The sequence below is a fragment of the Knoellia koreensis genome, assembly GCF_013041615.1.
Classification (GTDB): domain Bacteria; phylum Actinomycetota; class Actinomycetes; order Actinomycetales; family Dermatophilaceae; genus Pedococcus; species Pedococcus koreensis.
The window spans coordinates 74,257-87,805 of the sequence record NZ_JABEPQ010000002.1; the positions used below are offsets into that span (position 1 = coordinate 74,257).

The 13,549-nt window shown below is 70.3% G+C and carries 12 protein-coding genes and 2 tRNA genes; 10 read left to right on the top strand and 4 right to left on the bottom strand.

Annotation, left to right across the window (positions count from 1 at the left end; genetic code table 11):
* Window positions 1-6 precede the first annotated feature (6 nt).
* Window positions 7-1,092, top strand: a complete 1,086-nt coding sequence (locus tag HJG52_RS08700; RefSeq protein ID WP_171243238.1) for a LacI family DNA-binding transcriptional regulator — start codon at window positions 7-9, stop codon at window positions 1,090-1,092.
* On the opposite strand, the gene HJG52_RS08705 is transcribed toward HJG52_RS08700, so the two are convergent.
* Window positions 1,085-1,561 carry a hypothetical protein gene (locus HJG52_RS08705; protein ID WP_171243239.1) on the bottom strand — a complete coding sequence of 159 codons (477 nt, stop codon included), beginning with the start codon at window positions 1,559-1,561 and terminating at the stop codon, window positions 1,085-1,087. The genes HJG52_RS08700 and HJG52_RS08705 overlap by 8 nt on opposite strands.
* 105 nt (window positions 1,562-1,666) lie before the next feature.
* Window positions 1,667-3,037 (bottom strand): trigger factor, encoded by a 1,371-nt coding sequence (gene tig, locus HJG52_RS08710; RefSeq protein WP_171243240.1) that lies wholly within the window; start codon window positions 3,035-3,037, stop codon window positions 1,667-1,669.
* A 167-nt stretch (window positions 3,038-3,204) separates the two neighbouring features.
* Between tig and HJG52_RS08715 the strand changes: the two genes are divergently transcribed.
* The 4 genes from HJG52_RS08715 (at window position 3,205) to HJG52_RS08730 (ending at window position 6,882) form a co-directional block, all read left to right on the top strand.
* Window positions 3,205-3,735, top strand: coding sequence for a hypothetical protein (locus HJG52_RS08715; RefSeq protein ID WP_171243241.1), 531 nt, complete (start codon window positions 3,205-3,207; stop codon window positions 3,733-3,735).
* Complete coding sequence (locus HJG52_RS08720; protein ID WP_171243242.1) at window positions 3,732-5,156, top strand: dihydrolipoyl dehydrogenase family protein; 1,425 nt, start codon at window positions 3,732-3,734, stop codon at window positions 5,154-5,156. The genes HJG52_RS08715 and HJG52_RS08720 overlap by 4 nt, the downstream gene beginning before the upstream one ends.
* 81 nt (window positions 5,157-5,237) lie before the next feature.
* Window positions 5,238-6,206, top strand: a complete 969-nt coding sequence (locus HJG52_RS08725) for a zinc metalloprotease (protein ID WP_171243243.1) — start codon at window positions 5,238-5,240, stop codon at window positions 6,204-6,206.
* 106 nt (window positions 6,207-6,312) lie between these two features.
* Complete coding sequence (locus HJG52_RS08730; RefSeq protein WP_171243244.1) at window positions 6,313-6,882, top strand: GNAT family N-acetyltransferase; 570 nt, start codon at window positions 6,313-6,315, stop codon at window positions 6,880-6,882.
* A 116-nt stretch (window positions 6,883-6,998) separates the two neighbouring features.
* On the opposite strand, the gene HJG52_RS08735 is transcribed toward HJG52_RS08730, so the two are convergent.
* Window positions 6,999-7,069, bottom strand: a tRNA-Gly gene (locus HJG52_RS08735).
* 81 nt (window positions 7,070-7,150) lie between these two features.
* Here HJG52_RS08735 and HJG52_RS08740 point away from each other — a divergent pair.
* Window positions 7,151-7,227 (top strand) — tRNA-Pro (locus HJG52_RS08740).
* A gap of 306 nt (window positions 7,228-7,533) precedes the next feature.
* On the opposite strand, the gene HJG52_RS08745 is transcribed toward HJG52_RS08740, so the two are convergent.
* Window positions 7,534-7,737: a hypothetical protein gene (locus tag HJG52_RS08745; protein ID WP_171243245.1), complete on the bottom strand. Its 204-nt coding sequence runs from the start codon at window positions 7,735-7,737 to the stop codon at window positions 7,534-7,536.
* Window positions 7,738-8,084: 347 nt separating this feature from the next.
* Here HJG52_RS08745 and HJG52_RS08750 point away from each other — a divergent pair, with 347 nt between their 5' ends.
* From HJG52_RS08750 to nikE, 4 genes are read left to right on the top strand one after another with little or no spacing between them, the layout of a single operon-like run.
* Window positions 8,085-9,908, top strand: coding sequence for an ABC transporter substrate-binding protein (locus tag HJG52_RS08750; protein WP_171243246.1), 1,824 nt, complete (start codon window positions 8,085-8,087; stop codon window positions 9,906-9,908).
* Window positions 9,905-10,942, top strand: a complete 1,038-nt coding sequence (locus HJG52_RS08755; protein WP_346767645.1) for an ABC transporter permease — start codon at window positions 9,905-9,907, stop codon at window positions 10,940-10,942. Before HJG52_RS08750 ends, HJG52_RS08755 begins: the two co-directional genes overlap by 4 nt.
* Window positions 10,939-11,850 carry an ABC transporter permease gene (locus HJG52_RS08760; RefSeq protein WP_171243247.1) on the top strand — a complete coding sequence of 304 codons (912 nt, stop codon included), beginning with the start codon at window positions 10,939-10,941 and terminating at the stop codon, window positions 11,848-11,850. Before HJG52_RS08755 ends, HJG52_RS08760 begins: the two co-directional genes overlap by 4 nt.
* Window positions 11,850-13,508, top strand: a complete 1,659-nt coding sequence (nikE, locus tag HJG52_RS08765) for a nickel ABC transporter ATP-binding protein NikE (protein WP_171243248.1) — start codon at window positions 11,850-11,852, stop codon at window positions 13,506-13,508. The genes HJG52_RS08760 and nikE overlap by 1 nt, the downstream gene beginning before the upstream one ends.
* The last annotated feature ends 41 nt before the right edge of the window (window positions 13,509-13,549 follow it).

Consider the following 13,549-nt stretch of genomic DNA (forward strand, 5'->3'; position numbering starts at 1 on the left):
TCCCCCATGACCGCTCCCCGTCAACCTCGGGTCACCCTGCGCGCCGTCGCCGACGCCGCCGGAGTCTCGACGTCGACGGCCTCGCTCGCCTTCAGCGGCAAGGGCCCGGTCGCCGCCGAGACGGTCGAGCGGGTGCGCGCCGCCGCCGAGCAGCTCGGGTATGCCGGCCCCGACCCCTTGGCCTCGCAGCTGCGGGCCGGGCGGTCGGGCGTCGTCGGTGTCGTGGTCGAGGGCCGGCTCGGCCACGCGTTCCGCGACCCGTTCGCGGTGAGCGTCCTCGACGGCCTGTCCCAGGTGCTCGATGAGGTGCCAGCCGGCATCCTGCTCATCGCGCAGCAGGCCGGCGAGCCCGAGCGGGCCATCACCCACCTGCAGTCGGCCGCCCTCGACGCGGTCGTCTTCTCCCTGTGCGGACCCGACCACAACCCGGCCGTCGACCACCTGGCCGCACGCGGCATACCCATGATCGGTGACGGGTCGCCCGCCGACCCCCGCGTCACCCAGCTCGGCCTCGACAACCGTGGCGCCAGCGCCGCGATGAGCCGCCACCTGCACGACCTCGGCCACCGCCGCGTCGCCCACGTCCTCATGCCGCTCGGCCCCGACTCCCCCACCGGCCCGGTCGACGAGGCCGACCTCGCCGCCGGGCTCTTCGTCGACACCCGCGACCGGGCCCACGGCTTCCTCGACGTCTTCGGCGACCAGCCCGACGGTGGCCGCCCACCACTCGTCCAGACGTCGATGCCCGACGTCGAGCAGGCGGCGCTGGCGGTGCGACCGTTGCTGGAGCTGCCCGCAAGTCTGCGACCGACGGCCGTCGTCGCACAGTCCGACCTGTTGGCGCTGGGCGTGATCCGCGCCGCCGATAACCTCGGGCTGCGCGTGCCGGAGGACCTGAGCGTCACCGGCTTCGACGGGGTCGAGCTGCCGTGGTTCGCCGGAAAGCTGACGACGGTGGACCAGCAGGGCGAGGCCAAGGGCCGCACCCTGGGTGAGATGGTGCGCACCCTGCTCGAGGGCGAGACACCGACCGATGCCGTGCACCCCACCACGGTGCGCCTCGGCACCACCACCGCGCCACCGGTCAGCTGATCGGCTGCCGCTCCCCGGCCTCCCGCGACGCCAGCTCGGCCGGCATCGCCGGTTCGGCACTGGGCGCCGGCTGGGGCTCCGGCTCCGGCACGGTCGCCGGCTCGGCCACGACGTGCACCGTGACGTAGTGCCCGGTCTCGTCGAACGTCACCGCGCCCTCGAACTCCATCAGGCTGTCGGTGCACGCGACCGCGTGCGACTCCCAGTGCGCGTCGAGCACGGCCGTCCGCCAGATCTGCTCGACGCCCGTGCCGGCCTCCCAGGGCAGCACCCCGTCGGCGCACCGGCACACGCCGATCACCATCCGGTCGAGGTCGTCGGTACGGCCCAGCTCGAACTCGGAGAACAGCCCGGCGCGCTCGAACGCCCCCTCCATCGCGCGCTGCACCCGGCGCGCGTACCAGGACTCGGCCGGTCGGCCGGCCTCCTGCACCGCCAGCCGCAGCTTGCGGAACCCCGTGGTGTCCATGCGCTCATGGTCGGGCCGGGCGTGCCCACGAACCATCGCGCAAATGACGTATGCCGTGCGCCCGGGTCGGGCGCACGGCATACGTTTGCGTTCTGGTGGGGCCGGTCAGGCGCGGTCCGCGCCCTCCTCGGCAGCGGCCTCGTCGGTCTCCTCCGCCGCAGCAGCCTCGGTGGCTGCGTCGTCCTCGACCAGCTCGGAGACCATGTCGGTCGGCGTGAGCTCGTTGAGGTCGACCTCGGCACCCGCGGTGTCGACGACCTTGGCCTTCTCCAGCACCGATGCGAGCGCCTTGCGGCGCGCGACCTCGGCGACCATGGCCGGGACCTGGCCCTGCTGGTCGATGGCCTGGGCGAACTGGTTCGGGTCCATGCCGTACTGCTGGGCCGACATCATGAGGTACTCGATGAGCTCGGGCTGCTCGACCTTGACGTCCTCGCGCTCGGCGATGGCGTCGAGGAGGAACTGGGCCTTGAGCGCCTGCCGGGTGTTGGTGTCGACCTCGGCGCGGTGCTCGTCGTCCTCGAGCCGGTTCTCGCCCTCGAGGTGGTTGTGCACCTCGGCCTCGACGACGCCCTCCGGCACCGGGATGTCGATGGTCTCGAGCAGGTGGTCGAGCACCTTGTCGCGGGCCTGCACACCCTGCTCGAACTTCTTGGCGCGCTCGGCCTGCTTGGTGAGGTCCTCGCGCAGCTCGGCGAGGGTGTCGAACTCCGACGCCAGCTGGGCGAAGTCGTCGTCGAGGGCGGGCAGCTCGCGCTCCTTGACCGACTGCACGGTCACGGTGACCTCGGCGTCCTCACCCTCGCGGTCGCCGCCGGCGAGCGGGGCGGTGAAGGTCTTGGTCTCGCCGGCCTCCATGCCGACCAGCGCCTCGTCGAGGCCGTCGAGCATGTTCTTGGAGCCGACCTCGTAGGAGATGCCGGTGACCGAGTCGATCTCGTCGTCGCCGATGGTGGCCTTGAGGTCGATGGAGACGAAGTCGCCGTCCTTGACCGCGCGCTCGACGCCCTTGAGGGTGCCGAACCGCTCCTGCAGCGACACGAGCCGCTCCTCGACGTCCTCCGGGGACGCCTTGGCCTCGTCGACCTCGACGGTGATGCCGCTCCAGTCCTCGGGCAGCTTCACCTCGGGGCGCACGTCGACCTCGACGGTGAACTTGAGCTCCTGGCCGTCCTCGGCCGGCACCTCGGTGACGTCGACCTCGGGCTGGCCGATCGGGCGGACGTCGTTCTCCTCCACGGCCTGGCCGTAGAACTGCGGGAGCGCCTCGTTGACGGCCTCCTGGAGGACGGCGCCGCGGCCGACGCGCTGGTCGATGATGCGGCTGGGGACCTTGCCCTTGCGGAAGCCCGGCACCTGGATCTGGCTGCCGATCGTCGCGTATGCCGCGTCGAGGCTCGGCTTGAGCTCCTCGAACGGGACCTCGACGGTCAGCTTGACCCGGGTCGGGTTGAGGTTCTCGACGGCGCTCTTCACTTCGGGGTACTCCGGTGGTCGGTGGCGATGGGGCTGTATGGGCCGGCGTCGGCGCGGCACGCGGGCACGCGGCATACGCAGAGAATGGCCGGTCAGCCATGGTAGCCGCACGGGCGCGCCCGGCCGAACTCGACCGGTGGGCGCCCCTGCCTGCCTAGGGTTGCCCCATGACGACAGCACAGCCCGCGGCGGCACCCCTGCGCACGACCCAGATCCTCGTCGGGTCCGTCATGGTCGCCCTGGTGGTGATCACCGCCGTCATGTCCGGCGTGCTCGCCACGGACGTCTACCCGCCGACCTGGGTGCCGTGGGCGCTCGGGGTCTTGGCGGTCGCCTCGTTCCTGCTGAGCAACGCGATCGGCTACAACGTCCCGGCGATCGCGCCCAGCACACCGCCTGACGAGGCGGCGGTCGCAGGGCGGCTGGCCTTCCAGTCCTCGCTCTTCCTGCGGCTCGCGCTGAGCGAGGCCGTGGCGGTGATCGGGCTGGTGCTGGCGTTCGTCGTCCAGCCGCAGACGGTCATGACGGTCGTGATCGGGACCGTGCTGGCGCTGGCACTGCTCGCCTGGCACGTCTGGCCCAGCGCGCGGGTCATCTCCAAGGTCGAGCAGCGGCTCGACCGGGACGGCGGGCGCTCCCACCTGTCCGACACGCTCCACGGCCGCCCGGCGGGGCAGGGCGGGGCGCTGCTGTCATGAACGAGCGCGAGTACGACGTCGTCGTCATCGGGGCGGGCCCGGTGGGCGAGAACGCCGCGGACCGGGCCCACAAGGCGGGGCTGACCGTCGCCATCGTCGAGAAGCACCTCGTCGGTGGCGAGTGCAGCTTCTACGCCTGCTCCCCCAGCAAGGCGCTGCTGCGGCCGATCCATGCGACCCGCGCATCGCAGCGCGTGCAGGGATCCGTTGGGGCACAAGTGGATCCGACTGGTGTGCTGGCCCGGCGCGACGAGTGGGTCAACCGGGTCGGGACGAGCGATGAGCTCGACGACAGCGGCCAGGTCGGCTGGCTCGACCACGCCGGCATCGACCTGGTGCGCGGCGAGGCGAAGGTCGTCGGTGAGCGGCTGGTCGAGGTCGACGGGACGACGCGGCTGCGGGCGCGGCACGCGGTCGTGGTGGCGACGGGCACGGACCCTGCCGTGCCGGATCTTCCCGGCCTGCGCGACGCAAAGCCGTGGACCAACCGGGAGGCGACGACGTCGCGCCGGGTGCCGGATCGGCTTGTCGTCCTCGGTGGCGGTGTCGTCGCGTGCGAGCTGGCGCAGGTGTATGCCGCGCTGGGCTCCACCGTGACCGTCCTCGAGCAGGCGGACCGGCTGCTCGGGCGGGTGGAGGAGTTCGCGGCCACGGCGGTGCGCGAGGCGCTGGACCGCGACGGCGTCGACGTACGTCTCGGGACCAAGGCCGTCTCCGTGTCGCGGCCAGGCGTGTCGGGCGAGGTCACCGTCGAGCTCGACTCCGGTGACACCGTCGTCGGTGACGAGCTGCTGGTGGCCGTGGGCCGTCGACCGGTGAGCGACCGTCTCGGACTGGATTCCGTTGGGGCACAGTCGAATGACGCCGGCTACCTCGACGTGGACGAGCGCATGCGGGTCAAGGGCGTTGAAGGTGAGTGGCTGTATGCCGTCGGCGACGCGAACGGGCTCGCCCTCCTCACGCACATGGGCAAGTACCAGGCGCGGGCGGCCGGTGACCTGATCGGCGCCGTGGCCACCGGACGCGACCCTGACCCGGACAAGACGGTGCCGTTCGCCACCGGGCTCGGCTCACCGCAGGTGGTCTTCACCGACCCCGAGGTCTCCGCAACGGGATTCACCGCCGACGAGGCGGAGGCACGCGGCATACACACTCGTGTCGTGGACGTGCCCATGGACTCGGCCGCGGGTTCCGGCCTGGAGGCCGAGGGGTACCAGGGGCAGGCGAGGTTCGTCGTCGACGAGGCGCGCGGGGTCCTCGTGGGCGCGACGTTCGTCGGGCAGGACGTCGCCGAGCTGGTGCACGCGGCGACCGTCGCGATCGTGGGCGAGGTGCCGCTGGCGCGGCTGTGGCACGCGGTGCCGTCGTACCCGACGATGAGCGAGATCTACCTGCGGCTGCTGGAGGAGTACGGCTTGTGACGGTTTCGCCGCGCGGCCTGCGGCGATAGGTTCGCCGGGAGGCCCCGCCACCGATGTCGGGGCGCCACGGAAGGGAACAGCATGCGCGTTCGCACCACGCTGCGGCTGGGTGTACTCACCTCGGCCGCAGCCCTCCTCCTCGCCGTCACCGGCAGCGCCGCGGTCACCACCGCAGCCGCCGCTCCGGCACCGTCACCCGCGGTCGCAGCCTGCGCCGACTCGGGGTCGGCGTCGTCCGGCGCCCGGGCGGCCGAGGGCGCAACGGCCAAGGAGCCTGCGCTCTACCCCAAGAACGAGGCCAACGCCTACGGCGTCCTCAATGACCTGCCGACGTTGCCCGCGGGCTCGGTCACGATCCCCGTGGTGTTCCACATGATCGGCGCGGACGAGTTCACGGCCGCCGAGAAGGCCCGCTGGGAGGGCATGATCGCGGCGCAGATGAAGGTGCTCAACGACTCCTACTCGGGCGCGACGGCAGCGGACGCGGCGAACACGCCATTCCGGTTCGAGCTCACCGACACGACCTGGACCGTGAACCCCACGTGGTACACCGTCGAGCCGGGCAAGAACGAGCGGGACATGAAGAAGGCGCTCTACACCGGTGATGCACGCACCCTCAACGTCTACGCCGGAAACATCGGCGGCGGGCTGCTCGGCTGGGCCTACTTCCCCAAGGGCTACAACAACGGGCGCGACTACATCGACGGCGTCGTCATGCTCGACGAGTCGATGCCCGGTGGCACCGCCGGCAAGTACGCCGAGGGCGACACCCTCACCCACGAGGTCGGTCACTGGATGATGCTCGAGCACACCTTCGCCGGCGCCTGCTCGGCGCGGGGCGACTGGGTGGCGGACACGCCGTCGGAGGCCATGCCGCAGTTCAACTGCCCGGTCGGCGCCGACACCTGCGCGGCCCCGGGGCTCGACCCGATCCACAACTTCATGGACTACACGCAGGACTCGTGCATGAACATGTTCACCGCCGGGCAGGCGGCCCGCATGAGTGACGCCTGGCAGCAGTTCCGGGCTGGCGGCGGCAAGGGCAGCTGACCCTCGCCCCACCTGCCACAGCTTTTCCGCGTCATGCGGGAAGTGCGGCTTCGCTCGGGATTATTTCCCGTGCGAAGCCGCACTTTCGCGTGTGAGGGTCTGAGGTATGCCGCTTCCCGCGCCGACCGTGACCACCTCGCGACTGCGGTTGCGGCCGTTCGAGGACAGCGATGCCGGGGCGCTCTTCGCGCTGATGTCGGATGCGGAGGTGCTGCGCTACTGGGACTCTCCACCATGGTCGGATCCGGCTCGAGCGCAGCGGTTCATCAACGCCTGCCGGACCATGGCCGACCAGGGCACGGGCGCCCGGCTGGCGGTGGAGCTGGCCTCGGACGGGGCGTTCATCGGGTGGATCGTGCTGGGCGACTGGGACCCGGGATACCGCAGCGCCAACCTGGGCTACGTGTTCGCGAAACCGGCGTGGGGCCAGGGGTTTGCGACCGAGGCGGCGCGGGCCCTGCTCGGCTGGGCGTATGCCGCGCTCGACCTCAACCGGGTCCAGTCCGAGGCCGACACCCGCAACGTGGCCTCGGCCCGGGTTCTCGAGAAGTGCGGCTTCCAGCTCGAGGGAACGCTGCGCGAGGACTGCATCGTGAACGGGGAAGTCTCGGACTCGTGGGTCTACGGCCTCCTGCGCCGCGACTGGGAGCCGTACGAGCAAGGGTGGAGCGGGTGACGAGAGCCGTCGCGAGGGGCGCTTCGCGCCGGGGCTCCTCCCGATTCTCGACATGCTCACAAGAGATGCGAGGAGCCCCCGAACGGAAAGACATGTTCGGGGGCTCCTCGCATCTGAGCGGGTGACGAGAATCGAACTCGCGTAGCCAGTTTGGAAGACTGGGGCTCTACCATTGAGCTACACCCGCGCGGACCCAGCGGCGGGCGCTGGAACCGAGGCGTTAGCCTAATGCCCGCGCTCGCCAGGGCTGAAATCGACTCGCGAGCGACGGGGTATGGCGCAGGTTGGTAGCGCGTCCGCTTTGGGAGCGGAAGGCCGCCGGTTCAAATCCGGCTACCCCGACCAACGGCCAAGCTTGCGCAGGCCGTGGGCGGGGAAGCCGGATGCAGGGAGACCGAGCGGGGGCGCCGAGGAACGAGGCGCGACCGTGAGGTCGGCTCCGGCTACCCCGACACGAGCACGGAGCTTGCGACGTGCTGTGGCGGGGAAGCCGGATGCAGGGAGCCGGAGCGCACGGGCGACGAAGGAGCCCGGTCGCGACGGCGGCTCCGGCTACCCCGTAACCCGACCCAGCGCTGTCAGCGTTGCGGGCTGCCAAAGGCGCAGTATGCCGCGCCCTTGGCATCCCGCGAGTGTGGACTTCGTGAGCGGTCACCTGTCGGAGCGGCGCCGCCCACCGACAAGAGCTCCAACGGCCGCTCCCAGGACGAGCAGCGGAATCCCCATGACCACGAGCGGGTCGGTGATCTCGTAGAAGTCCCCTTGCAGGGCGGCGGGCAGCAGGATGAGCAGGACGACCAGGACCGCACCCACCGCCAACCCGATCAGCGCACCCCGCTCCGGACCACCTCGCATGGCCCCAGGGTGACCGATCCGGTGGGCATTCATGCCGGAACTGGCAGGAATGCACCTCGGGCGCGACGCGTCAGGTGCATTTCTGACCGAACCGGCAGACATCGCCGCCACCTCGAGGCTGACGCAGCCGAGGTCGACGAGACGCCCACCCGGCACCAACGCGACGACGCCACGGGCGGCGAGCACGCGGCATACCTGCTGCTCTGCCTGGTCCGACACCAAAACGTAACTTTCCACCACTCTGGCGCGTCGCGGCGCAATCCATTGACATGCCCGGTTTGCGGTGGTTGTTTTGTCGCCAACTTCCCGAGCCCCAGGAAACCGCTGACGAGAGGCGCTGACCCACCGTGCGAGCCATCCGAAACCTGGTCGCGACCCTGAGCGTGGGGGCCCTCGCCGGCGCCCTGGCCGTCGCCGCCCCTGCCACCTCCGCCGACGCTGCGAAGTCGCCCACCATCTTCAAGGTGGCAGCGAGCAGCACGATCGACACGTTCAACCCGTTCATCTCGATCTACCTGCTGCCGACGGGCCTCAACCGGCTCGTCTACGAGAACCTCGTGCAGTACAGCGTCAAGGACGGCTCCCCCACCGAGGGCCTGGCCACCAAGTGGGAGACGAGCGCCGACGCCAAGACGTGGACCTTCACGATCCGCGAGGGCATGAAGTGGTCCGACGGCCAGCCGATCACCTCGGCCGACCCGCAGTGGACCTACCAGCAGATGATGACCGACTCCGACATGGGCACCGCCAACGGCTCGCTCGTGAGCAACTTCGCGAAGGTCGAGGCGCCCGACCCGCAGACCCTCGTCATCACGATGAAGGAGCCGCAGGCGTCCAACCCCGGCCTCGAGATCCCCGTCGTCCCCAAGCACGTCTGGGAGAAGATCGGCGACAAGGTGAAGTACGCCAACGACACCAACGTCGTCGGCTCCGGTCCGTTCGTGCTCGAGAAGTTCACGCCGAGCCAGTCGGTCGTCCTCAAGGCGAACCCCAACTTCTGGCAGGGCAAGCCCAAGCTGGACGGCGTCACCTACGTCATCTACAAGAACACCGACGCGTCCGTGCAGGCACTCAAGGCCGGTGAGGTCGACATGGTCGGCCAGCCGACGCTGACGGTGCCGCAGTTCGACTCGCTCAAGAACGCCGACGGCATCACGACCAACGCCGGCAAGGGTCGCCGTTTCGTCGGCCTCAGCCTCAACCCGGGCGCCAAGACCCGTGACGGCAAGAAGGTCGGCGACGGCAACCCGGTGTTGCAGGACAAGGCAGTTCGTCAGGCGATCCGCCAGGCGATCAACATCCCCGAGCTGCTCGACAAGACCTTCCAGGGCCATGGCACGCTTGCCACGTCGTTCATCCCGTCGGTCTACCCGCAGTGGCAGTGGAAGGACGAGTCCAAGCTCGCCAAGTACGACCCCGCGGCCGCCAACGCCAAGCTCGACGCAGCCGGCTACAAGAAGGGCCCCGACGGCGTCCGCCTCGACAAGAGCGGCAAGCCGATCAACCTGCGCCTCTTCGTCGACAACTCCGACTCGGTCGACCAGTCGCGCGCCGACTTCATCGTCCCGTGGCTCAAGGCCGTCGGCATCGGCGTGACCGTCAAGCCCACCGACGGCGACACCATCTCCGCCGACACCACGGCCGGCAAGTACGACATGTACTTCACCGCGTGGAGTCTCGGTGCCGACCCCGACTACCAGCTCGGCATCAACACCTGCAACGCCCTGCCCACCAAGACCAACGGTGAGGGCTCGACGTCCATGGACTACTGGTGCGACCCGGAGTTCGACAAGCTCTACGCCCAGCAGCATGCCGAGCTCGACCCGGCCAAGCGGCAGGAGATCGTCAAGCAGATGCAGGCGATCCACTACGACGCCGCCCCGTCGATCGACTTCTGGTACCCCGAGAACCTCGAGGCCTACCGCTCCGACAAGTTCAAGGACCTGACGAAGATGCCCGAGGACGGCGGCGTCCTCAACGGCCAGTCGGGCTACTACGCGCTGCTCAAGGCGCAGCCCGTGGGCGCCGACAGCAAGAACGCGAGCGACAGCTCCGGTGGCGGCATGGGCGCGGGCGGCTGGGTCGCCATCGCCGTGGCTCTGCTGGCGGCCCTCGGCGGCGGCGCGTGGCTCGCGCGGCGCCGCGGCTCGACCGCTGACGACCGCGAGTGACCAGCGCACTCCTCGAGCAGGACGTCGAGGCCACCGACGCCGACCGGGACGTCCGTGGCGGCACGTCGTTCTGGCGGTATGCCGGTCGCAAGGCCGGCGGGGCCGCGTTCAGCCTCGTGATGGTGGTGGTCCTCGGGTTCTTCGCGTTCCGCATCCTCCCCGGGGACCCCACCCGCTCGATGACCCGTGGGCGGATCATGTCGCCCGAGCAGCTGGAGACTCTCAAGCGCCAGTTCGGGCTCGACGAGCCACTGCACACGCAGTTCTGGATCTACCTGAAGAACCTGCCGCGTCTCGACTTCGGTGAGTCCTACGTCTACCGGCGCCCCGTCTCCGACCTCATCGCAGAGCACCTGGGCGCCACGCTGCTGCTCACCGGCGTCTCGGCCGCCATCGCCATCGCTCTCGGGCTGTGGATCGGGCAGCGCGCCGCGTGGCGTCGGGGCAGCTGGTTCGACCGGCTCAACACCGGCAGCGCGCTGGTGCTGTGGTCGGTGCCGACGTTCTGGCTCGGCCTGATCCTGCTGCTCGTCTTCGGCGGCATGCTGCACTGGCTGCCGACCGGTGGACTCAAGACCGCCGGCACGACCGCGACGGGAATTCCGTTGGTGTGGGACGTGATTCGCCACATGATCATGCCTGTCGTCACGCTCGTGGCCGTCACCTACGCCCAGTACCTCCTCGTCATGCGCGCCTCCCTGCTCGAGGAGATGCACGCCGACTACCTCACGACCGCGCGCGCCAAGGGCCTGCGCGAGGACCTCGTGCGCCGGCGCCACGCCGTGCCCAACGCGCTGCTGCCGACCGTCACCCTGGTCTTCCTCCACCTGGGCGGACTCATCGCGGGCGCCGTGACCGTGGAGGCCATCTTCTCGTGGCCCGGGCTGGGATATCTCACGTATGCCGCGTTGTCCGGCCCCGACCTGCCCCTCCTCCAGGGCACGTTCGTCGTCTTCTCCAGCATCGTCATCCTGATGAACCTCGCCGCCGACCTCCTCTACCGCTTCCTCGACCCACGGGTGCGTGCCGCATGACAAGCGCCCCACGAAGTTCGTCCAGGGCCACCAGCGCCACCAGCGCCCGGCGACGGGCGGCAGCCGGGCGGGTCTGGCGCGAGTTCCGTTCCAGCAGAAGCGGACTCGTCGGGCTGGTCGTGCTACTCGTCATCGTGCTGCTCGCGATCCTCGCACCCGTCCTCGCCCCGGCGCGGCTGCTCGACGTCACGCAGATCGACAACCCCATCAACCACCCGCCGACGTGGTCGCTGCCCCTCGGCACCGACCCGTCCGGTCGCTCTGTCCTGGTCACGCTCCTGTGGGGTGCTCGCGTCTCCCTGCTCGTCGGGGTGGTCGCAACGCTGCTGTCCATGGTGATCGGCACCGTCGTCGGCATGGCGGTCGGCCACTACAGCGGCTGGGGTGCGGCCGTGCTCATGCGGGTCGTCGACTTCTTCCTGGTGCTGCCCTCGCTCGTGCTGGCCATCGTCCTGTCGGCCGTGCTCGCACGGGGCGTGTGGACGATCATCCTGGCGATCGGCGTCACCTCCTGGGCCAGCACGGCCCGGCTGGTGCGATCGCAGACCCTGACAATCGAGTCCCGCCCATACATCGAACGAGCCTGGGCGCTCGGTGCCGGTCACCGCACCGTCATCGGCCGGCACGTCCTCCCGGCGGTCCTCCCCCTGGTGCTGGCCAACACGACCCTGACCGTGGGTTCGGCCATCATCGCCGAGTCGACCCTGTCCTTCCTCGGGCTCGGTGACACGACCAAGCCGTCCTGGGGCTCGATGCTCAAGGTGGCCCTCGACTCCGGCGCCGCCACCGGTGGCTTCTGGTGGTTCGTCCTGCCGCCAGGGCTGGCCATCGTCGTCGTCGTGCTGTGCTTCACCCTCGTGGGCCGCGCACTCGAGTCCGTCATCAACCCCACCCTGCGAGGCCGCTGATGGCAGAGCTCGTGTTCGACGACGTCACGATCACCTACCACCCCCCGGGCCGCGACCCGGTCGAGGCGGTCAAGGGCGTCTCGCTCACCGTCCCCGCCGGCGGATCCCTCGGCGTGGCAGGCGAATCCGGCTCGGGAAAGTCGACGCTCGCCATGGCGGTGCTGCGGCTGCTCCCCCGCTCGGCCACCCTCACCGGCCGGGTCAGCGTGGGCGGCCACGACGTGCAGGACCTGTCGTGGGGCAAGCTGCGGGCGTTGCGCTGGAGCGAGGCCTCGATCGTCTTTCAGGGCGCCATGCACTCTCTCAACCCCGTCCGTCGCGTCGGTGAGCAGATCGTCGAGGCGCTCGAGCTGCACGTGAAGGACGACTACGCCACAGAGAAGGCCCGCGAGCAGCGGATGCGTGACTTGCTCGCCCAGGTCGACCTCGACCGGTCCAAGGAGACCTCCTTCCCCCACGAGCTCTCCGGTGGGCAGCGGCAGCGCGTCATGATCGCCATGGCCCTGGCGTGCGACCCCGACCTCGTCATCGCGGACGAGCCGACGACGGCGCTCGACGTCATCGTCCAGGACCAGGTGCTGCGCATCCTGCGCAAGCTCGTCGCCGAACGCGGGATCGCCCTGCTGTTCATCAGCCACGACCTGTCCGTCCTCGCCTCGACGTGCGACCGGATCGCGGTCATGCGCGACGGAGTCGTGGTCGAGGAAGGCCCGAGCCACGAGGTCGTCACCAACCCGACCCACGACTACACCGCCACCCTCGCGCGGGCCTTTCCCACCATCGGCGACCCGACCTCGCGGCTGCGACCGGCCACCCGCGTCGTCGAGGAGGCGGCGCCCGCCGACGATCCGGCGCAGGGCGGCATACCTGTTGCGCCGCAGGCCAATCCGGATGAGCGCCCCATTCTGGCCGCCGACAACGTGACCGTCCGGTTCCACACGCGAGCGGGCACGGTGACAGCCGTCGACGACGTCTCGCTCCAGTGCCGCACCGGTGAGATCGTCGCCCTCGTGGGGCAGTCGGGGTCGGGCAAGACCACGCTGGCGCGCACCCTGCTCGGGCTGCACCGGGCCGACAGCGGAAGGGTGCTCTTCGACGGCGCGCCGCTGCCCGCGTCACCCAAGGAGCTGCGGCCGTTCCGGCGCAGCGTGCAGCTCGTGCTCCAGGACCCGAGCAGCGCGCTCAACCCGCGCCACAGCATCTACGAGGCCGTGGCCGAGGGCATCCGCATCCACCATCTGCCCGGTGACGAGCGCGAACGCGTCGAACGCGCACTCGACCAGGCCGAGCTGCGACCGGCCGCCCAGTTCACCAGCGCCCTCCCCCACGAGCTGTCCGGCGGTCAGCGCCAGCGCGTCGTCATCGCCGGCGCGCTGGCGCTGGAGCCGAGGTTCCTCGTTGCCGACGAACCGGTCGCGTCGCTCGACGCCTCGGTGCGCGGCGAGATCCTCGGCCTCATGTTGCGGCTCAAGCGTCGGCTTGGCCTCGGGGCACTCGTCATCACCCACGACCTCGGTCTCGCGTGGAACATCGCCGACCGCGTGCTCGTGATGTACCGCGGCGCCATCGTGGAGGAGGGCACCGTCGAGCAGGTGCTGCTCGACCCGCAGCACGACTACACCAAGAAGCTCCTCGCCGCTGTTCCCCAGCTCGCCTGAGCCGCAAGCGAACCCTTCCGCACCTGTTGCCGGTCACTCGG

What these genes read in the sequence shown, in the direction of transcription:
- HJG52_RS08715 (WP_171243241.1), top strand. Translation starts at nt 3,205, where the DNA reads ATGACGACAGCACAGCCCGCGGCGGCACCCCTGCGCACGACCCAGATC.
- HJG52_RS08700 (WP_171243238.1), top strand. Translation starts at nt 7, where the DNA reads ATGACCGCTCCCCGTCAACCTCGGGTCACCCTGCGCGCCGTCGCCGAC.
- nikE (WP_171243248.1), top strand. Translation starts at nt 11,850, where the DNA reads ATGGCAGAGCTCGTGTTCGACGACGTCACGATCACCTACCACCCCCCG.
- HJG52_RS08725 (WP_171243243.1), top strand. Translation starts at nt 5,238, where the DNA reads ATGCGCGTTCGCACCACGCTGCGGCTGGGTGTACTCACCTCGGCCGCA.
- HJG52_RS08705 (WP_171243239.1), bottom strand. Translation starts at nt 1,561, where the DNA reads ATGGACACCACGGGGTTCCGCAAGCTGCGGCTGGCGGTGCAGGAGGCC.
- HJG52_RS08760 (WP_171243247.1), top strand. Translation starts at nt 10,939, where the DNA reads ATGACAAGCGCCCCACGAAGTTCGTCCAGGGCCACCAGCGCCACCAGC.
- HJG52_RS08730 (WP_171243244.1), top strand. Translation starts at nt 6,313, where the DNA reads ATGCCGCTTCCCGCGCCGACCGTGACCACCTCGCGACTGCGGTTGCGG.
- HJG52_RS08720 (WP_171243242.1), top strand. Translation starts at nt 3,732, where the DNA reads ATGAACGAGCGCGAGTACGACGTCGTCGTCATCGGGGCGGGCCCGGTG.
- HJG52_RS08745 (WP_171243245.1), bottom strand. Translation starts at nt 7,737, where the DNA reads ATGCGAGGTGGTCCGGAGCGGGGTGCGCTGATCGGGTTGGCGGTGGGT.